Origin of the sequence: Ralstonia sp. PBBBR1, assembly GCF_002256165.1 — a bacterium.
GTDB classification, from domain to species: Bacteria; Pseudomonadota; Gammaproteobacteria; order Burkholderiales; family Burkholderiaceae; genus Ralstonia; species Ralstonia thomasii.
The window spans coordinates 15,247-35,327 of record NZ_NKIL01000010.1; the positions used below are offsets into that span (position 1 = coordinate 15,247).

At 65.2% G+C, this 20,081-nt stretch carries 18 protein-coding genes; 10 read left to right on the forward strand and 8 right to left on the reverse strand.

The features are described 5' to 3' along the window. Positions 1–21: 21 nt before the first annotated feature. The 4 genes from CFE42_RS18265 (at position 22) to CFE42_RS18280 (ending at position 3,410) form a co-directional block, all read left to right on the forward strand. The gene (locus CFE42_RS18265) at positions 22–678 is read left to right on the forward strand and encodes a protein SCO1/SenC/PrrC, involved in biogenesis of respiratory and photosynthetic system (RefSeq protein WP_004633467.1); all 657 of its coding nucleotides are present in this window, start codon (positions 22–24) and stop codon (positions 676–678) included. A 3-nt stretch (positions 679–681) separates the two neighbouring features. Next, a complete protein-coding gene (locus CFE42_RS18270) occupies positions 682–1,773 on the forward strand; it encodes a COX15/CtaA family protein (RefSeq protein ID WP_004633464.1) in 1,092 nt (363 codons plus the stop codon). 20 nt (positions 1,774–1,793) lie between these two features. Then, the gene (cyoE, locus tag CFE42_RS18275) at positions 1,794–2,735 is read left to right on the forward strand and encodes a heme o synthase (RefSeq protein WP_004633461.1); all 942 of its coding nucleotides are present in this window, start codon (positions 1,794–1,796) and stop codon (positions 2,733–2,735) included. Positions 2,736–2,804: 69 nt separating this feature from the next. Further along, positions 2,805–3,410 (forward strand): SCO family protein, encoded by a 606-nt coding sequence (locus tag CFE42_RS18280; protein ID WP_004633458.1) that lies wholly within the window; start codon positions 2,805–2,807, stop codon positions 3,408–3,410. Positions 3,411–3,476: 66 nt separating this feature from the next. On the opposite strand, the gene rpoH is transcribed toward CFE42_RS18280, so the two are convergent. Together rpoH and CFE42_RS18290 are read right to left on the reverse strand one after the other, a co-directional pair. Continuing rightward, positions 3,477–4,406: an RNA polymerase sigma factor RpoH gene (rpoH, locus tag CFE42_RS18285; protein WP_004633456.1), complete on the reverse strand. Its 930-nt coding sequence runs from the start codon at positions 4,404–4,406 to the stop codon at positions 3,477–3,479. Positions 4,407–4,604: 198 nt separating this feature from the next. Further along, complete coding sequence (locus CFE42_RS18290) at positions 4,605–7,523, reverse strand: diguanylate cyclase (RefSeq protein ID WP_004633455.1); 2,919 nt, start codon at positions 7,521–7,523, stop codon at positions 4,605–4,607. Between the two features lie 240 nt (positions 7,524–7,763). Between CFE42_RS18290 and CFE42_RS18295 the strand changes: the two genes are divergently transcribed. Together CFE42_RS18295 and CFE42_RS18300 are read left to right on the forward strand one after the other, a co-directional pair. Further along, the gene (locus CFE42_RS18295) at positions 7,764–8,168 is read left to right on the forward strand and encodes an OsmC family protein (protein ID WP_004633452.1); all 405 of its coding nucleotides are present in this window, start codon (positions 7,764–7,766) and stop codon (positions 8,166–8,168) included. Positions 8,169–8,181: 13 nt separating this feature from the next. Continuing rightward, positions 8,182–9,051, forward strand: a complete 870-nt coding sequence (locus tag CFE42_RS18300) for a pirin family protein (RefSeq protein WP_004633450.1) — start codon at positions 8,182–8,184, stop codon at positions 9,049–9,051. Between the two features lie 14 nt (positions 9,052–9,065). Here CFE42_RS18300 and ybiB read toward each other — a convergent pair whose 3' ends face one another. The 5 genes from ybiB to CFE42_RS18325 form a co-directional block, all read right to left on the reverse strand. Further along, complete coding sequence (ybiB, locus tag CFE42_RS18305) at positions 9,066–10,076, reverse strand: DNA-binding protein YbiB (protein WP_004633448.1); 1,011 nt, start codon at positions 10,074–10,076, stop codon at positions 9,066–9,068. 176 nt (positions 10,077–10,252) lie between these two features. Beyond that, entirely contained in the window at positions 10,253–11,056 is an 804-nt protein-coding gene (locus tag CFE42_RS18310; RefSeq protein ID WP_004633445.1) for an ABC transporter ATP-binding protein, read from the reverse strand. 17 nt (positions 11,057–11,073) lie between these two features. After that, entirely contained in the window at positions 11,074–11,925 is an 852-nt protein-coding gene (gene ntrB / locus CFE42_RS18315) for a nitrate ABC transporter permease (protein WP_004633443.1), read from the reverse strand. 55 nt (positions 11,926–11,980) lie between these two features. Then, complete coding sequence (locus CFE42_RS18320; RefSeq protein ID WP_004633441.1) at positions 11,981–13,261, reverse strand: CmpA/NrtA family ABC transporter substrate-binding protein; 1,281 nt, start codon at positions 13,259–13,261, stop codon at positions 11,981–11,983. Positions 13,262–13,706: 445 nt separating this feature from the next. Further along, positions 13,707–14,345: an ANTAR domain-containing protein gene (locus CFE42_RS18325; RefSeq protein WP_004633439.1), complete on the reverse strand. Its 639-nt coding sequence runs from the start codon at positions 14,343–14,345 to the stop codon at positions 13,707–13,709. 147 nt (positions 14,346–14,492) lie between these two features. Here CFE42_RS18325 and CFE42_RS18330 point away from each other — a divergent pair, with 147 nt between their 5' ends. After that, entirely contained in the window at positions 14,493–15,194 is a 702-nt protein-coding gene (locus CFE42_RS18330; RefSeq protein ID WP_004633438.1) for a fumarylacetoacetate hydrolase family protein, read from the forward strand. A 26-nt stretch (positions 15,195–15,220) separates the two neighbouring features. After that, positions 15,221–15,871: a maleylacetoacetate isomerase gene (gene maiA / locus CFE42_RS18335; RefSeq protein WP_004633436.1), complete on the forward strand. Its 651-nt coding sequence runs from the start codon at positions 15,221–15,223 to the stop codon at positions 15,869–15,871. Between the two features lie 80 nt (positions 15,872–15,951). Here the strand turns inward: maiA and ftsY are convergent, their stop codons facing one another. Then, entirely contained in the window at positions 15,952–17,136 is a 1,185-nt protein-coding gene (ftsY, locus tag CFE42_RS18340; protein ID WP_004633434.1) for a signal recognition particle-docking protein FtsY, read from the reverse strand. A gap of 60 nt (positions 17,137–17,196) precedes the next feature. Between ftsY and CFE42_RS18345 the strand changes: the two genes are divergently transcribed. Together CFE42_RS18345 and CFE42_RS18350 are read left to right on the forward strand one after the other, a co-directional pair. After that, on the forward strand, positions 17,197–18,693 hold the full coding sequence (locus tag CFE42_RS18345) for a pitrilysin family protein (protein WP_037044596.1): 1,497 nt from the start codon (positions 17,197–17,199) through the stop codon (positions 18,691–18,693). Then, entirely contained in the window at positions 18,693–20,045 is a 1,353-nt protein-coding gene (locus CFE42_RS18350; protein WP_004633430.1) for a pitrilysin family protein, read from the forward strand. The genes CFE42_RS18345 and CFE42_RS18350 overlap by 1 nt, the downstream gene beginning before the upstream one ends. The last annotated feature ends 36 nt before the right edge of the window (positions 20,046–20,081 follow it).

Genomic DNA, 20,081 nt, shown 5'->3' on the forward strand with positions numbered 1-20,081 from the left:
GCTGAATGTATTGGGAATCACATGGTGAATCAGGAATCTGCACCCGGCGCGCCCGGCACACTCGGGGCGTCCGAAGACCCGCGCATCGACGCGCGCACACGCCGCGGCCGCTTGATGATGCTGTTCCTGCTGCTGGTGTGCGCCTCTCCGGTAATCGCGTCGTACCTTGCGTATTACGTCTTCACCCCCGCCGGCGGCAAGGCGGCGTACGGCGCGCTGGTCGATCCGCAGCGCCCCATTCCGACCGGTCTGATGGTGCAGGACGAGCACGGCGCTGAAGTGCCGCTCGCTAGCCTCAAGGGCAAATGGCTGATGGTGTCCGTAGATGGCAGCGCCTGCGACGACAACTGCGCGCGCAAGCTGTTCACCATGCGCCAGCTGCGCATCGGCCAGGGCCCGGACCGCGACCGCATCGTCCCTGTCTGGCTAGTGACCGACCGGGGGGAGATCGACCCGCGCCTCATCAAGGCGTACAACGACGATTACGGTGCCGTGCGCTTCCTGCGCGCGCCCGAGCTGCCGAAGAACTGGCTTGCCGACGGCAAGACGCCGCCGACGGACCACCTCTTCCTGGTCGATCCGCTCGGCAACCTGATGATGCAGTTCCCGAAAGATCCAGACCCGAAGAAGGTGCGCGCAGACATGACGCGGCTCTTGAAGTATTCGCGCATCGGATAAGCCATGCTGCTGCAACTTGCTTCCATTGGCATCCTGATCGCGCTGATCCCACTCTGTTACGTGCTGGTCAAAGGGGATCGCAACAAGTACCGGAAGCTGGTGTGGATCACCGCTTTCCTCACGCTGGACTTGATCATGTTCGGCAGCTTCACGCGTCTGACGGATTCAGGCCTCGGTTGCCCGGATTGGCCGGGCTGCTACGGCACCTCCAACCCGTTCCACGCCCGTGAAGACATCCATGCTGCACAGGCCGCCATGCCGAGCGGCCCCGTCACCTGGATGAAAGCGTGGATCGAGATGACGCACCGCTACTTCGCGCTTGCGTTGGGCGTGCTGATCATCACTCTGGTGGTGCTGGCGTGGGTCAAGCGCAAGGAACTGCAGCAGTCTCCCTGGTATGCGACGGCGGTGCTGGCGCTGGTGTGTGTGCAAGGCGCCTTTGGCGCGTGGACGGTCACGCTCAAGCTGCAGCCGGCCATCGTGGTGACGCACTTGCTGCTCGGCATGTCGCTGCTGGCCGCGCTGATCTGGCTCGGCTGCAAGAACGACGCGCCGCGTGCGGTCGATGCGCGCGGCGCGTCGTTGCGCATGGCGGCGGCCATCGGGCTCGTGCTGCTTGTTGTGCAGATTGCGCTGGGTGGCTGGGTCAGCACGAACTACGCTGTGCTGGCCTGTACCGATTTTCCGTTGTGCAACGGCCAGTGGATTCCGCCGATGGACTTTGCGCACGGCTTCACGTTCTGGCGCCAGCTCGGCAAGACCGCCAGCGGCGATTTCATCTCGCAAGATGCGCTGGTCGCCATCCATTGGACGCACCGCGTGTTTGCAGTCGTTGTGCTGAGCTACCTGGCGTGGCTCGGTGCGCGCGCACGTCGCATTGGCGGCCTCGGCCGCGTTGCGACGGTGCTGCTCGTCGTGTTGGCCGTGCAATTGGCGACGGGCCTTTCGAACATCGTGCTGGGCTGGCCGCTGCTGGCTGCCGTGGCGCACAACGGTGGCGCGGCCGTGCTGCTGTTGCTGATGGTGCGTCTGCATTACCTGATCGGGCTCGCACAAGCGCGAGCGCCGATGCCTGTGGCGGCTGCCGTCGTCTGAATGCCGTCTGACCGTTTTTTATGAATACCGTGGCAACCCCAACAACTTCCACTCAACTTCCTGGCTGGCGGACGACCGCATCGCAGTATGCGGCGCTCACCAAGCCGCGCGTCACGCAGCTTGCCGTGTTCTGCGCCGTGATCGGCATGTTCCTGGCCACGCCGGGCATGGTGCCGTGGCCGGTGCTGATCGGCGGCGCGGTCGGCATCTGGCTGTTTGCCGGCGCTGCTTTCGCCATCAACTGCCTGGTCGAGCGCAAGATCGATGCAATGATGCGCCGCACGGCCTGGCGCCCGTCGGCAAGCGGTGAACTGGGCACGCGGCAGATCCTGGTGTTCTCGTTGGTGCTGGGCGGCGCGGGCATGTGGACACTGCACGTGTTCGCCAACGACCTCACGATGTGGCTGACGTTCGCCACCTTCATCGGCTACGCGATCATCTACACGCTGCTGCTCAAGCCGGCCACACCGCAGAACATCGTGATCGGCGGTCTCTCGGGGGCGATGCCGCCGGCGCTGGGCTGGGCGGCCGTCGCCAACAGCGTGCCGGCCGAGGCGTGGATCCTGGTGCTGATTATCTTTACCTGGACGCCGCCGCACTTCTGGGCACTCGCGCTGTACCGCCGCGCAGACTACGCCAAGTCGGGTCTACCGATGCTGCCGATCACGCACGGCGAGAAATACACGCTGCTGCATATCCTCTTGTACACGCTCATCATGATCGCCGCGACCATCCTGCCGTTCGTCTACGGCATGAGCGGCTATATCTATCTGGTGACCGCGCTGGTGCTCGGCTTCGGCTTCCTCTCGTATGCCTGGCGCATGTACCGCAAGTACTCCGACGCGCTGGCGCAGAAGACTTTCCGCTACTCCATCATCTACCTGTCGATCCTGTTTGCCGCGCTGCTGGTGGACCACTACTTCAAGTTTGGCCCGGCGCTTACGCAAAGCGCGGCGCTGTGACGCACAGGGGCGCCAGCGAGCATGTGCTGTTGGCGGTACGCTAGGCGGTCTGCTTCCAACACAATGACCATGCTCTCTTTCCGATACTTCCGCGCCGCGCTGTTCGCCATGCTGGCCGTCGCCGTGCTGGCGCTCGCGGCGTGCAGCGACAAGCCGGCCTTCAAGAACCTCGACATCACCGGATCCAAGAGCTTCGGCACCGATTTCTCGTTGACCGATCACACCGGCAAGCGCCGCACGCTCGAAGATTTCCGCGGCAAGGTCGTCGTCATGTTCTTCGGTTACACGCATTGCCCCGATGTCTGCCCGACCACGCTGGCTGAGCTGCGCGCCGTGATGGATACCCTCGGCAAAGACGCCGACCGCGTCCAGGTCCTGTTCGTCACCGTCGACCCGGAGCGCGATACGCAAGACCTGCTGGCCAAGTACGTGCCCGCGTTCGATCCGCGCTTCATCGGCCTGCGTCCGGCCAACGAGACTGAACTGAAGAAGGTCGCGTCCGACTTCAAGGTGTTCTACAGCAAGGTGCCGGGCAGCTCGCCCGACAACTACACCATGGATCACACCGCCGGCAGCTACATGTTCGATCCGAAGGGCAACCTGCGCCTGTTCATCAAGCACGGCCAGGGCCCGGAGCCGATCGCGCACGACATCAAGCAACTGCTGGCCGACTGATCTTCCGCCACCGCCCAAAGAAAAAGCCCGCCAATTTGGCGGGCTTTTCATTGCAGGGCGGGCAGCTTAGGCGAAGGCCTGCAGCGCACCCTTCATCTTTTTCATCGCGGCCGATTCGATCTGGCGAATGCGCTCAGCCGACACGCCAAACTCGTCGGCCAACTCGTGCAGCGTCGAGCCGCCCGATCCGTCGTCGTTCACGTTCAGCCAGCGTGCTTCGATGATGCGGCGGCTGCGATCGTCCAGCTTGGCGAGGGCGGCTTCGATGCCCTCGCTTTGCATGCGGTCGTTGCTACGCGCTTCGATCACGCGGGTCGGCTCGTTGTGCGTATCGGCCAGGTAGGCGATGGGAGCGAACGACTCCTCACCGTCGTCCATCTGGCCTTCCAGCGCAATGTCGCCGCCGGACAGGCGCGTTTCCATCTCGCGCACTTCCGTGCCCTTGACGTTGAGTTCGGCCGCCACGGCGTCGATCTCGTCCGACGTGAAGGTCGCCTGCGCATCCTGCTTGTGACTGCGCAGGTTGAAGAACAGCTTGCGCTGGGCCTTGGTGGTGGCCACCTTGACCATGCGCCAGTTCTTCAGGATGTACTCGTGCATCTCGGCCTTGATCCAGTGCATCGCGTATGAGACGAGACGCACGCCCTGATCCGGGTCGAAGCGCTTGACGGCCTTCATCAGGCCGATGTTGCCTTCCTGGATGAGGTCGGCATGCGGCAGGCCATAGCCGAGGTAGCCGCGGGCGATCGACACCACCAGACGCAGGTGCGAGAGCACCAGTCGGCGAGCGGCATCGAGGTTGTCGTTGTCGCGGTATTCGCGGGCCAGACGCTGTTCTTCTTCGGCCGACAACATCGGCACACGGTTGACGCTCTGGATATAGGCGTCGATGTTGCCCAGGTTGCCGGGGAACGCCAGTGCCCATCCATTACCGGCGTTGCCGGACGGCTGGGTGGCGATTGCGGAAACGGTATTCACGGGGATGACTGCGTTCACTCAGGACTCCTGTCGAAATCCAGTGGAGATTTGGAAAGGCATCTTAGCACTCCAACCGGATGAGTGCTAATAGGACATTTTTGTCGGGTTGATAGTTCCTGTAAATCAGGATTTGTCTTCTAATAGTGAGATGTTTGCGACGCAACAAAAAGGCGCCGCACCCAGTCATAGACCGTGATGGAAGGGTTCGGTTCTCGCCTATGCCGCCGTGTTACGGCCGCGTGACTTTGCCCAGTAAAGTGCTCGATCGGCTTCACGCAGGGCGGCGTCTGGATCACGTACCTCCGGGCCCGGGCAGGCCACGCCAACGCTCGTGGTGACGTGCAGGACGGTGCCATCCGACAGGTGGATCGGCGGGCGGATCGCGCTGACGATCTTCTGCGCGGTGTGCAGCGCATCATCCGGGGCGTCGATGGGGTCGAGCAGGATGATGAATTCGTCACCTGCGAGGCGGGCGACGGTGTCGGTGCGGCGCACGGCACGTTGCAGCCGGTGTGCGACCTCCACCAGCACCGTATCGCCGGCGGCGTGGCCGTAAGTATCGTTGATGTGCTTGAAGTGGTCGACGTCCAGGTACAGCACGCCAAGCGGTGCCGGCAGGCGCTGACGACGCTCCAGTGCGGCGCGCAGGCGCTCGTAGAGTTCGTAGCGGTTCGGCAGGCCGGTGAGGGCATCAAAGTGCGCCATCCGTGACAGTTCCATCTCGCTGCGCTTGGCTGCGGTCACGTCCTGCACGAAGGCGTAAAAGCCACAGCGGCCGTCATGTGCTTCTGCGGAGTCGGGGACGAGCTGGCCGCGGAAATGTCGAGTGCGGTTGCGCGGGCCGGCGGCGTGCGGCTTTTCGTACCAGGGCGCGGTGATCTCGAATTCGACCGATTCTCCGCGTTGGGCGCGCACCATATACGGTGCCAGCAAGGCGTACGTGCCTGGCGTGAACACCCGTTCCGGCATCTGGCCGCATACCTCCTCGGGCGTGCGCTGCAACCAGCGCGCATGCGTGACGTTGCAGAAGGTGAAGACGCCGTCGGGGTTGATGTGCGACACCAGCAGCGGCGCGTTGTCGAGCACGAGCTTGAGCGCGCGTTCGCTGCGCGCCAGGGCCAGCTCGGCGGCGGTGCGCGCCGTCAGATCCTGCAGCACCGAGAAATAGCCGCGCAGCGTGCCGCGATCATCGTAGTCAGGAAAGTAGTGGCCGCTCAGGTAGCGGGGCACGCCCGTGCGCATGGACGTGATCTCGAACTGCACGGGGTAGCCGGCCAGCACTTCGGTCATGTAGGGCAGCAGCGTGCGGTAGTCCTCAGGGGCGTAGATGTCGCGCACGTGGCGGTCGAGCATCTCGCCTTCACTGCGGCCGAAGGCTTCGAGCAGGGTGCGGCTCGCAAAGCGGACGATGCCGTCGGAGTCGACGTAGCTGAGCTGCGCGGGCACGTTGTCGGCCACCAGGCGCAGTTGTTCGCGGCTCGCGCGCAAGGCATCACGGCGGCGTTCCAGGCTTTCGTTTGCGGTACGCAGCGCGCGTTCGGACGCGGCCAGCCGGTTGGCAAACGGCCGCACCGTCAGGCGGATGACCAGCACGCTGGCGATCATCAGGCACAGCATGAAGGCGCCGAGCCGCTCGAACTGCACGCGCATCGGGGCGTACAGCTCGGCGCTCGCGATCTTGCTGATCAGCGCCAGGCCCGTGTGGCCGATGGGCGTGTAGCTGAACGATGTCGGCATGCCGTGGATGTCCTGCCACTGGCCGTAGCCTGCCTCGCCCGCTAGCGCCAAGCGCGACGGCAGCGGCCGGCGGTCGACCGTAAGAGCCGGCAATTCGAACACGTACGCATCGAAGCGCTGCGGAAACGACATTGCACGCCCACGCGCATCAAAGCCCGACATCGCCAGCGTTTCGGTCTTTCCGATGCCGCGCTCGTTGGCGTAGCGGCCGGTCATGTGGGCGAGCGGTTGCTCTGCGACCAGCCAGCCGATCTGCATGCCGTCTGCCATGACGGGCGTTTCTGTGCGCATGGCAAATCCGTGTACCCATTGCAGCGTGACGCGCTCGGGCGCGAGGCCGGCGTGCAGCCGAATCGACAGCTCGGGCTCAAGCGTTTGCGTGCCGAGACTGACGATGCCCTCGCCCGCCAGCGTACGCAGTTGCAGGTACGAGTACCCTTGCTGGCGATACGCCTGCAGCGCGCTCTCGCTGCGCAGGCGCGCCGCATTGTCGGTGGGATGGCGCAGCACTTCCTGGATGTACGTGGCGGCGGCCACCAGGCGCGGGTTTTCCGCGCGCATGTCCAGCAGTTGGTCAAGCTCTTCAGCGTAGCTGGATAGGGCCCGCGCCCGCGCGGTGCCGAATGTCAGGCCGACGCTGTCCACCTGGATGATGAACGCCGTGATGGTCGCTCCCAGGCCTGCAAGTACCACGCAGCCGCCGCTGATCCACACGATGGTGTCTTCCGGCGACAAGCGCAGGCGCAACACGCCCGGCTGCCGGACCACCGCAACGCACAGCACGCCCATGACCACCAGCAGCGTGCAGATGGCCGCTACGTCCGAGGCGCGCCACACCAACCACGCCGGGTACAGATATTCGAGCGCCATGGCGCGGCCAAGCAGGTCGCCCGCGCAGAGCAGCATCGCCAGGCCGACCAAGCCCCAGAACCACCGCGCGCGGTGCGGTTTGCGCAACGTCGGCACAAGGCTCAGGGCCGTCGCCGATGCGGCCATCGCCAGCGCGTGGCTGGGGTGCATGCCGCCAATCCATCCGGTCACCCATTGGCGGTCCAGCCATGTGTGCATGCCCGGAAAGTCGAGCCCGATCGGCCATCCCGTGATCATCTCGGCCAGCCGCAGCGTGGACAGCACCGCCACCACGCCGCCCAGCCCCCGGGCCACCGGATCTGCCCAGCGCACATTCGGCCGTACCGTCCCGACGAGCAGCGCAGCCAGCCCCGCGCCAAGCAGGGTCAGGTTGACGCCGGTGGCGAACACGATCAGCAGCCGATCGCTGCCGAGCTTCACTGCCCACGGCCAATGCCGCAGCCAGCCGACCATCACGGTCAGCCCAACAAGGACGAGGAGGAAGCCGATGCCGCCGGCGATGGCGACAAGCGGCCGGCGAGGAACCATGCGGGTGACGCGTAAGCGGGAGGTTTCTGGGCGGATGTCTTCTAACCGGAAGATCGGCCGAAAACCGCGCCGCTTGAGCGTTTCCACCCCAATGGGTGGGCCGAATTGCCATGTCTGCAATGTCGAGTGATCGAAGCGCCCGTGAAAGCGATGCGCGACGCACGTCGGGTCTTCTCCCGTGCCGTCACGCAAGTTGGCTACACTGCCCGGACATCGCAGAAATCGCTACAGGAGCCGTCAATGAGCATCGTCGTCAGCAAGGACACCGAAGGCCTTTTTCGCCACAAGGTCACCTTTCCCGAAGGCGTGACCTACACCGATGTGCCCAAGCCGACTGGCGAGGGCAGTGCGCCCGACCCGCACGCCTACTTTGACGCGGCCCTGGCCAGCTGCAAGGCGCTGACCGTCACGCTGTATGCGCGCCAGCGCAAGTACCCGCTCGATTCGATTGACGTGGCTGTGGAGCACGACGGCACCCAGGAACGCCAGGGCCGCTACAAGCTGCGCACCGTGCTGACCCTGCACGGCAACCTGACCGACGAGCAACGCGCCGACCTGCTGCGCGTGGCCGGCAAATGCCCCGTTCACAAGCTGATGACCGAGGTCGAGATCAGCGTCGACACCGAACTCGCCGAGCACGCCTGAGGAGGCTTCCGTCATGACTTCCATCCAGCACATCATTGGCCCGCACGTGCGGGACCTCGGCGGTTTCTCGGTCAAGCGCGTGCTGCCCTCGGCAGCGCGTCAGACGGTGGGGCCGTTCATCTTCTTCGATCACATGGGCCCGGTGGATTTCGCCCCCGGCGAGGGCATCGACGTGCGCCCGCACCCGCACATCGGGCTGGCCACCGTCACGTACCTGTTTGACGGCAGCATGGTCCACCGAGACAGCCTCGGCAGCGTGCAGACCATCACCCCCGGCGACGTGAACTGGATGACGGCCGGCAACGGCATCGTCCACTCCGAGCGTTCCTCGCCGGAAGGGCGCGAAAAGGGCGCGCGCATGCACGGCATCCAGACCTGGGTGGCGCTGCCGAAGGACCAGGAAAAGGTCAACGCCAGCTTCGCGCACCATGCGGCCGAGACGCTGCCCAAGCTGGAGTGCCCAGGCGTGCAGGGCGTGGTCATCGCGGGAGATGCGTTCGGGCTGACGTCGCCGGTGAAGGTGAGTTCGCGCACGCTGTATGTGGCGCTGGAACTCGCGGCCGGCGCATCGCTGGTGATTCCGCCTGAGCATGCAGACCGTGGCCTGTATCTGGTCGACGGCGCCGTCACCATCGACGGCGAGGCGCTCGACCCGCAGCACCTGGCCGTGCTGGAGCCCGGCGGCGACGTGACGCTCACCGCGCAGGCATCGTCACGCGTGATGCTGCTGGGCGGTGCCCCGACCGATGGCCACCGTCACATCTACTGGAACTTCGTCGCCAGCGACAAGGCCGACATTGAAGACGCCAAGCAGCGCTGGGAGAGCGACGCCTTCGCTCACGTGCCCGGCGAAACGGAGCGCATTCCGCTGCCGTCCAAGTAAGACCGGGCGATCGATCAGGCAGCCTGCGCCGGTCGTGCACAGCGCACGATCGCGCGGACCTGCTTGGCGATCGGCTCCGGCACCGGCTGCTTGCCGTCGAGCACCGCTTCAATCCACCGCGCCGTTGCCGCCACGTCTGTCCCCACGGGCAGCTCAGGCGGTGCGTCGCTTGAACCTTCCACCGCTTCGATCACCGTTTCGTGCGCGCCGTCGTGCAGCCACTCCACCGCGCTGCCGCGCCGCGCATCGGCCACTGCCTCGCCTTCGGTGCCGCGCGCCAGCAGCACGTTGGCCGGATGACGCAGGAAGTAATCGGTGAGCGTGTCGCGGTATTCCGGGTGCGTGTAGCTGACCAGCCGTAGCGCCTCGTGCGGCGCGTGCCCGCCGACGGGCTGCAGCATCTTCACCACCGTGTGGGCGGAATTGCGCAGGCCGACGATCTCGCGCTTATCCAGCAGTGCCGTCAGTTCGGGAGAGAGCACGTCGATCGGCACATAGGCCAGGCGATCGCGCTCCAGGCGCTCGCGGGCGTCGTCCATGTGTTCGCAGAGGGGCCAGCCGAGCGCTTCGAACAGCGCAGCCGTGGTGACGCGGCCGTCGAAGCGGCGGATGCCATGCACCAGCACCGGCACACCTTCGCGCGCCAGCAGCTTGGCCAGCAGCGGCACCAGGTTCGGCTGGCGGCGGGCGCCGTTGTAGCTGGGGATGACGACTGGCAACGCATGCTCGGGCGTGTCCGGCGCCGGCAGCGGCCGGCAATGCGCATGCGTGGCTTCGAGCATGCCGTCGAGTTCTTCCGGGGTCTCGCCTTTGATGCGGTAGGCCATGAGGATGGCGCCGAGCTGCACGTCGGAGATGCGGCTTTCCAGCATGGCCGTGAAGAGCGCACGGGCATCGTGCTTGACCAGCGCGCGGGCGCCGTCTGCGCCGCGGCCAATTTCCTTGATGAAGCGGGCAGCGGGGAAGGGGGCGTTCGCGAGAGCGTCTTCAGCGGCGGTGTCGGGGAGGATGGGAGGGGCAGGCATTGTTCATGGCGCGGGTGATGGGCTCGGGGGTGATCATAGCGCTGTGGGTTGCGCGCTGGCGCCATGTCGTGGTGTTTTTTGCCCTGGTGGTGCATCCCTTGTTTCATCCCCTGCCGGGGCATGAAACAGGAGATGGACCACCAAGGTAAAAACAACAAAGCCATCCCCACAGCGAATCAAGCCGCCTCCGCCACCGGATGCCTCTGCTTCCGATACAGAAAATCCAACACCGCCGTCCGGTAAGCGTGATAAGTCGGATCCTCCGCCAACGCCATCCGATCCCGAGGCCGCGGCAAATCCACCGTCAACACCTCACCAATCGTCGCAGCCGGCCCATTCGTCATCATCACGATGCGGTCCGCCAGCAGCACTGCTTCATCCACATCGTGCGTGACCATCACCACCGTGCTGCCGGTTGCGGCAACGATCTTCAGCAGCTCATCCTGCAGATGCGCCCGCGTGAGTGCATCCAGCGCGCCAAAGGGCTCATCCATCAGCAGCACCTTCGGCTCCATGGACAATGCGCGAGCGATCCCGACACGCTGCTTCATCCCGCCCGAGATTTCATGCGGATGCTTCTGCTCGGCATGCGACAAGCCGACCAGTGCCAGCGCCGCATGCGTGCGATCACGCAACTGCGCTTTGGTCTCGCTCTTGCCGAAGACGCGCTCGACGGCGAGATACACATTGTCAAAGCACGTGAGCCACGGCAGCAGCGAATGGTTCTGAAACACCACCGCCCGATCCGGCCCCGGCCCGGCAATCTCGCGCTCGGCCAGGATCAGTCCGCCGCTGGTCGGCCGCGTCAGCCCGGCGATGAGATTGAGCAACGTCGATTTACCGCAGCCCGAGTGCCCGATGAGCGCGATGCACTCACCGCGCGCAACCGTCAGGTTGATGTCGCGCAGGGCGACGAACGGGCCGCGCTTGGTCTTGAACGTCTGCCCGACGTTTTCAATGCGCAGGATTTTGTCTGTCATGGCGATCCCCATTTCGCTCAAACCGCGTCGTACGAGAAGCGCCGCGCAATCGCCAACAGCGCGTGCTCGAGCAGCAAGCCCACCACGCCAATCACGAAGATCGCGATGACGATGTGTTCGACCTTCAGGTTGTTCCACTCATCCCACAGCCAGAAGCCGATGCCGACACCGCCGGTCAGCATTTCCGCTGCCACGATCACCAGCCACGCCGTGCCGATGGACAGCCGCACGCCCGTCAACATGTACGGCAGCACTGCAGGAAACAGCACGCGCGTGAACACTTTCCATTCAGAAAGGTTCAGCACGCGCGCCACGTTCAGGTAGTCCTGCGGCACGCGCGTCACGCCCACGGCGGTGTTGATCACCATCGGCCAGATCGAGCAGATGAAGATCGCCCAGATGGCCGCCGGGTTGGCCGACTTGAACAGCAAGAGGCCAATCGGCAGCCACGCCAGCGGCGACACGGGCCGCAGCAGGCTGATGATGGGCGAGGCCATCGCATTGAGAAACGCAAAGCGCCCGATCAGGAAGCCCGCCGGAATGCCAATGACTGCAGCCATGCCGAAGCCCGCACCCACGCGCGCCAGCGAAGCGAGCACGTTCCAGCCCACGCCCTGGTCATTCGGGCCATTGCGGTAGAACGGATCGGCAAACAACGCGACCGCTGCTTTCCACGTCACCGCTGGTGTCGGCAATGCGGGGATGGCCGTGGCAATGCCCTGCCACGCCAGTACAAACAGAACCAAGCCCAGCACGGGCGGAAAGCCGCGCACCACGGCGGCGACAAACCAGTCGCGCACGGCAAAGCGGCGGCTTTCAGGGGCGGCGTCGGACTGCACGCCGGACAACGTTTTGACGAGCGTGTTCATGTCGGGCTCCATCGATGTGAGGGACCGCAATCAGAAATTCGGAAGGCCGGAGGCGTCAGGCTTTCAGCTTGAAGCCGTCCGCATACGCGGCAGGGTTCTTCGCATCCCACACCACGCCGTCGATCAACTTGGCCGTGCGCATGTCGCTCTTGGGCGGCGGCGTGCCGGTGGCGGTTGCCGCCTGCTTGAAGATGTCCACGCGGTTGACCTGCTTGGCCACGGCCAGGTAATCCGGATGCGCCTTCAGCAGGCCCCAGCGCTTGTGCTGCGTGAGGAACCACATGCCGTCCGACAGGTACGGAAAGTTGACCGCGCCGTCGTGATAGAAGCGCATCGGGTCCGGGTCGTCCCACGTCTTGCCCAGACCATTCGTATAGCGGCCGAGCATGCGGTCGAGAATGATGTCCATGTCGGTGTTGACGTAGGACTTGGCGGCAATGGTCTCGGCCGTCTTGCGGCGGTTCGATGCGGATGCATCGATGAACTTGCTTGCCTCCAGCACCGCTGCCGTGAGCGCACGCGCGGTGTTCGGATACTTCTGCACGAACTCCGCCGTGGTGCCGAGCACCTTCTCGGGGTGGTCTTTCCAGATGGCCTGTGTGGTCTCGGCGGTAAAGCCGATGTTGTCTGCAATCGCGCGGGCACCCCACGGCTCGCCCACGCAGTAGCCATCCATGTTGCCCACCCGCATGTTCGCGACCATCTGCGGCGGGGGCACGGTGATCGCCTTCGCGTCCTGCAGCGGGTGGATGCCGTGCGCGGCCAGCCAGTAGTACAGCCACATCGCATGCGTGCCGGTCGGGAAGGTCTGCGCGAACACATATTCGCGCTTGTCTTTCGCCATGACGGCCTTCAACGACGCCCCATCCTTGACGCCCGCTTCCTTGAGCTTGGACGACAGCGTGATCGCCTGGCCGTTGTTGTTGAGCGTCATCAGCACGGCCATGTCTTTCTTGGGGCCGCCAATGCCGAGCTGCACGCCGTAGATCAGGCCATACAGCACGTGCGCCGCATCCAGATCGCCCGACACGAGCTTGTCGCGTACGCCGGCCCACGAGGCTTCTTTCGACGGCGTGATCTTGATGCCGTACTTCTTGTCGAGGCCGAGCGTGGATGCCATGACCACCGAAGCACAGTCCGTGAGCGGGATGAAACCCACCTTCAGTTCCGTCTTCTCGGGCGCATCGGAGCCGGCGGCCCAGGCCCCGGCACGCACCAGCGGATCGATCAATGCCACGGCACTGCCTCCTGCAATCGTCGCCGCGGCTTTCATGATGCTGCGGCGCTTCGGGTTGATCGGGTTGACGAGAGCGTCGGTCTTGTCTGGCGCGGCCATCCATGGCTCCAAAGAAAAAGCGTCCCGACGCGCGACCGCCGCCCATCCGAAAGAGGGGCGCGCTGCCGTGCATCGGGACGCCGTTGTCCCGTGCCGGTACCCACGTTGGCACCGGCTTCGCAGCGACACTTGCAAGGGGTATGCCAACGTTGAGCGATGCATGCTGGCGTTTCGCGTTCCGATCTCCACGCGCCGAGCTTTTTTCTCGGCGTTCCAAGTTCAGAACTCGGCGCGTGAGGCTTTTAGCTCGGCGGTTGAGGCTCGGAACTCGGCGCGTGAGGCTTTTAGCTCGGCGGTTGAGGCTCGGAGCTCGGCGTGTGAGGCTTTTAGCTCGGCGTGCGAGGCTTTTAGCTCGGCGTGCGAGGTTCGGGACGCCGCGCGCGACTGGTGCGTTTCCAGCGCCGGAGTTGTGCGGCGCACCAAAACTGGGCGGCGGCCCGACCGCTCAGCCAGCCATCACATCGATCACGCGTTGTGCGGCTTCCACCAGCTTGATGTTGCGATCCATCGCCATCTTGCGCAGGCGCTTGAAGGCGTCGTCTTCCGACAGGTTCATCTGCTTCATGAGCATGCCCTTGGCGCGCTCCAGGACCTTGCGCTCGGCGAGTTGCGTCTTGGCGGTGTCCAGCTCGGCACGCAACTCACGCTCGTGTTCGAAGCGGGCATAGGCAACGTCCAGCACGGCCTTCACACGCGTGGGCTTGATGCCGTCGACGATGTAGGCGGTGATGCCGGCGGCAAACGCCGTCTTGATGCGCGTGGCGTCGTCGTTGTCGGTGAACAGCACGATGGGGCGCGGAGCATGCTGCGTGGCCACGCAGACGTGCTCGATGGTGTCGCGCGCGGCCGATTCGGAGGCGACGATCACCATGTCGGGCTGGGTCTCGGCGATGCGGTCGGGCAGCGTCAGGTCGGCATCCGCCAAGCCGACGTCCACGAAGCCGGCCTCGGCCAGCCCGGTGCGGATCAGCTCCAGATTGATCTGTTCGGCGTCGAGCGGATCGCGCACCAGCAGCACGCGCATCGGCGCGGCCGGGTGGTTGGCAGCGGGCGGGGCGGATGGGGTGGGCGGTTTCGCTTGCATGGTGCAAAGTGGGGCAGGGTGCACGTCGCTTATGCAAGAACCGCGCCGGGGCGGTGCGGGTGTATCCTCGCAAACTCGTCGGTCGCCGGGGGGCGGTGGCCGCAGTTTCCCACCTGTTCCAATCCAGCTTAGTCCGAGGAGACCCGCATGACCGATTTCGTCGTCACCCCGCCCGCCGTCAATGGCATTCCCGTGCGTGGCGGGCATGGCCAGTTTCCGGTGCGCCGTGTGTACTGCGTCGGCCGCAACTACGCCGCCCATGCGCGCGAGATGGGTTCCGACCCCGACCGCGAACCGCCGTTCTTCTTCTGCAAGCCGGCCGACGCCGTGCGCTACGTTGCCGACGGCGAGACCGGCCAGTTCGTCTACCCGACTGAAACCAAGGATTGCCACTACGAGATCGAACTCGTGGTTGCCATCGGCACGGGCGGGCGCGACATCGCCGTGGAAACGGCAGCCAACCATGTCTACGGTTACGCCATCGGCCTGGACATGACGCGCCGCGACCTGCAGAACGCTGCCAAGAAGGGCGGCCGCCCGTGGGAGACCGGCAAGGCGTTCGACGGCTCGGCCCCCATCGGCCCGATCGTGCCGGCCAAGGATGTGGCCCACCCGGACAAGGGCGCCGTGACGCTGTCGGTCAACGGCCGCGAACACCAGCGCGGTGATCTGTCGGACCTGATCTGGTCGGTGCCGGAAACCATTGCGTATCTGTCGCGCCTGTTCGAGCTGCGCCCGGGCGATCTGATCTACACCGGCACGCCCGAAGGCGTCGGCCCGGTCGTCGTCGGCGACCTGATGGTCGGCAAGATCGACGGCGTGGGCGAGCTGCACGTGAAGGTGATTTGATAGACCCGCTAGAAGAGTCAGAAGCCATGTCGATCAAGCTGTACAACTATTTCCGCAGTTCGGCGTCATTCCGCGTGCGTATTGCCCTGGAGGTCAAGGGCCTGCCGTACGACTACGCGCCGGTCCACCTGCTCAAGGGCGAGCAACTGGCCCCCGACTTCGTCAAGCTGAACCCCGATGCGCTGGTGCCCGTGCTGTGCGATGGCAACGACGTGCTGAACCAGTCTTTGGCCATCGTCGAGTATCTGGAAGAGACGCATCCCGAGCCCACGCTGCTGCCGGGTTCGGCGAGTAATCGCGCGCACATCCGCGCGATCGCGCTGGCCATTGCATGCGAGATCCATCCGCTCAACAACCCACGCGTGCTGAAGTATCTGAAGCACATGTTCAACGTGGAAGAAGAGGCGCGCAACGAGTGGTATCGCCACTGGGTGAAGCTGGGGTTTGCGGCGTTGGAGACGCGGCTGTCACAGTCGCCGCTGACCGGTGCCTACTGTGTTGGCGACACGCCAACGCTGGCCGACGTGTGCCTCGTGCCGCAGGTGTTCAACGGCAAGCGGTTCGATGTGGCGGTGGAAGATTACCCGACGCTTGCGCGCATCTTTGCGCACTGTATGGCGCAGGAGGCGTTTCAGCGGGCTGCGCCTGCGGCGCAGCCGGATGCGGTTTCCGCGTAATTTGTAGCGGTACTGTGCAAAACAAAACGCCCTGATCAAGTCAGGGCGTTTCTACGTTGGAGCGTTGCGCGCGAGGGTGGTCAACCCAACAACGCATCCGCAAATTCGCGCGCGGAAAACGGCTGCAGGTCCTCAACCTGCTCGCCCACGCCGATGAAGTACACCGGCACCGGCCGCTGCCGCGCGATGGCGGCCAGGATGCCGCCCTTGGCGGTGCCGTCCAGCTTGGTGACGATCAGGCCCGTGAGGCCCAGCGCTTCGTCAAAGGCTTTGACTTGCGCGAGGGCGTTCTGCCCCGTGTTGCCGTCGATCACCAGCAGCGTTTCGTGCGGCGCCGTGGCCATCGCCTTGGCGGTCACGCGGCGCACCTTCTTCAGCTCTTCCATCAGGTGCAGCTGCGTCGGCAGGCGGCCAGCGGTGTCCGCCATGACGATGTCGATGCCGCGTGCGCGTGCGGCGTTTACTGCATCGAAGATCACGGCGGCGGGGTCGCCCGATTCCTGCGCCACGACCGTGACGTTGTTGCGCTGTCCCCAGATCACGAGTTGCTCGCGCGCGGCGGCACGGAACGTGTCGCCTGCGGCCAGCAGCACCGATTGACCGTAGGTCTGGAAGTGCTTGCACAGCTTGCCGATGCTGGTCGTCTTGCCGGCGCCGTTCACGCCCGCGATCATGATCACCATCGGCTGCTCGCGGCCGAGCACCATGGTTCTTTCCAAGGGGTGCAGCAGCTCGACCAGCAGGTCACGCAGGGCGGTCTTCACGCCTTCGGCGGTTTCGATGCGCTGTGCCTTGATGCGGCGGCGCAGTTCGCCGAGCAGGTATTCGGTGGCGTCGACTCCGGCGTCGGCCATGAGCAGGGCGGTCTCCAGCTCTTCGAACAGCGCTTCGTCCACCTTCACGCCCACGAACAGCGTGGTCAGGCCCTTGCTCGTCTTCGACAGGCCGGAGCGCAGGCGTGACATCCAGCCCTTGCGCGCCTGCTCGATCACAGCAGGCGTCGGCACGGTTTCGATATCGTCGGCTTGCATGTCGAGTGGAGGCTGCACGGCAGGCGCGTCCGGCACGGCAATGTGGACCGGCGCAGCGACAGGTCCGGGAGCAGGTGCAGCGACGGGCTGGGGTGCGGCAACCGGGGCGGGAACGGGAGCGGGGCCTGGGATGGCAGCCGGGGCAGGCGCCTGCGCGGCTTCGGGCGCCGCTGCGGGCGTGGGTTCGGCGGCCGGTTGCGGCTCTGCCTTGCGCTTTTTCCAGAAACTAAACATCGTAAAAGGCAGTCTATTTCGCCGTTAGAATCAAGCGTCGAATTTTATCAGACAGCCCTTATGCGCTCTTCCATGCGAATCGTTTCAAACCGGGCCCGGTCGCGCGTCTGGCAATTGGCCGCGATGGCCTTGGCGGCGGGCCTGCTGGCCGGCCATGTTGGCGCGCAGGAGCTGGCCGCTGCACCGGGCCGTCCGGTGGCCACAGCCAGCAGTGCCAAAGTAGGTGCCAGCCAGTCCGACACGCACGAATACAAGCTGCCCAACGGGCTGCAGTTGATCATCAAGGAAGACCACCGCGCCCCCACCGTGGCGCACATGGTCTGGTATCACGCCGGCAGCATCGACGAGCACAACGGCACCACGGGTGTCGCCCACATGCTTGAGCACATGATGTTCAAGGGCACCAAGGCAGTTGGCCCGGGCGAGTTCTCCCGCCGCGTGGCTGCCCTGGGTGGCCGTGAAAACGCCATGACCACGCGCGACTTCACGATGTACTTCCAGCAGATCGAGAAATCGCACCTGGCCGATGTGATGGGGCTCGAAGCCGATCGCATGGCCAATCTCCAGCTGACCGACAAGGAGTTCAAGCCGGAGATGAACGTGGTGAAGGAAGAGCGCCGCATGCGCATCGACGACTCCGCCCGTTCCACTGTCTATGAGCAGATGCTCGCCACGCTGTTCAATGCCGCGCCGTACCGCAACCCGACCATCGGCTGGCCGGGCGACCTCGACACGATGACGGTGCAGGACGCCCAGAACTGGTACCACGCCTGGTACACGCCCAACAACGTCACCGTGATCGTCGCGGGCGATGTGAAACCCGACGAAGTCTTCCGCCTCGCGCAGCGCACCTACGGCAAGCTCAAGCCGCATGCACTGCCGCGCCGCTATGCGCAGGAGGAGCCCAAGCAGATCGGCGTGAAGCGCATCTGGGTGAAGGCGCCGGCCGAGAATCCGTACGTTGTGCTGGCCTACAAGGTGCCGCGCCTGAGCGATGTGGAAAAAGACGTCGATCCGTATGCGCTGGAAGTCCTGTCGGCCGTGCTCGATGGCTATGACAACGCGCGCCTGCCGAGCCAGCTCGTCAAGGGCGAAAAGCGCATCGCCGACGATGTCAACGCCGGCTACGACGGTCTGAACCGCGGTCCGTCGATTTTCCTGATGGACGGTACGCCCGCCGACGGCCACACCACCGCCGAGATCGAACAGGCGCTGCGCGGGCAGATCGAGCGCATCGCCAAGGAAGGCGTGACCGATGCCGAACTGAAGCGCGTGAAGGCACAGGTTGTGGCCGCGCAGATCTACAAGCGCGACTCGGTCTTCGGTCAGGGCATGGAGATCGGCATGAACGAGATGAGCGGCCTGTCGTGGCGCTCCATCGATCGCCAGCTTGAGAAGATCAAGAGCGTGACGTCGGCGCAGATCCAGCACGTGGCGCAGACGTACTTCAGCGAAGACAACCTCGTCGTTGCCACGCTGCTGCCGCAACCGATCGATCCCAACAAACCGGCGCGCAAGCCCGTTCCCGGCATGCGCGATGAAGGAGGGCTGCGTTGATGCGCGCCATGTCTCTGACCCTCAAGACGGCGCTGGTCGCCATTGTTGCAGCGGCGGCCCAGAGTGCCCTGGCCGCGCTGCCCATCGAACACTGGACGGCGACCACTGGCGCGCGCGTGTACTTCGTACCAAGCCCGTCGATTCCGATGCTGGACATCAACCTCGACGTGGATGCGGGTTCGCGCTATGAGCCGGCTGCCAAGGTGGGCCTGGCCTCCCTCACAGCGGGCATGCTCGACAAGGGCGTCGCGGCGCAGGGCAACGCGCCCGCCCGCGATGAAGCGGCGATTGCCGACGCGTTCGCCGATGTGGGCGCGAGCTTTGGCGGCGGTGCCGGTGGTGACCGCACGAGCCTGCGCCTGCGCACGCTGTCCGACCCCGTTGAGCGCGGCCCGGCCATCGCGCTGATGACGCAGATCATTTCAGCGCCGACCTTTCCGGACGCCGTCCTCGCGCGCGACAAGCAGCGCCTGGTGGCTGCGATCCGCGAATCGTTGACCAAACCGTCGGTGCTCGCCGAGCGCGCATTCGGCAAGGCCATCTACGGCACGCATCCGTACGGGCAGACCGCTGCGCCGGAAACGGTGGAGAGCATCACGCGCGACGACATCGTGCGCTACTACCAGGCCAACTACACGGCTAAGCGTGCCGTGGTGACGCTGATCGGCGCGATCAGCCGCCAGGAAGCCGAGGCCATCGCCGAGCAGATCACGCGCGGCCTGCCAGCTGATGGCGCCACGCCGCCGGCGCTGCCTGACGTGAAGATGCCGCTGGCCAAGGCGGAGACGATCCGCATTCCGCATCCGGCGCAGCAGGCGACCATCATCCTCGGGCAACCGGGCATCGCGCGTGGCGACAAGGATTACTTCCCGCTGCTGGTCGGCAACTACGTGCTCGGTGGAGGCGGTTTCAGTGCGCGGCTGACGAACGAAGTGCGCGAGAAGCGCGGCCTGACGTACAGCATCGGCAGCTACTTCGCGCCCGCCGCGCAGCCCGGTCCGTTCGAACTGGCACTGCAGACGCGCAAGGACCAGACCGAGGAGGCGCTGGGCGTGGTGCGTGACACCGTTGCCAAGTTCGTCGCCGATGGCCCGACCGACGTGGAGCTAAAGGCGGCCAAGGACAACCTCGTCAACGGCTTCCCGCTGCGCCTGGACAGCAACCGCAAGCTGCTGGACAACGTGGCCAACATCGGCTGGTACAACCTGCCGCTCGACTACCTGGATACCTGGACGCAGCGCATCGCGGCTGTCACGCGTGACCAGGTGCGTACGGCATTCCAGCGCGCGCTGCAGCCGCAGACCATGGCGACGATCGTTGTGGGCGGTCCGGAGAAGGCCGCCGCGAATTGACGCACGGGGTCTTTATCCGAAAAACCGGCGGCATTT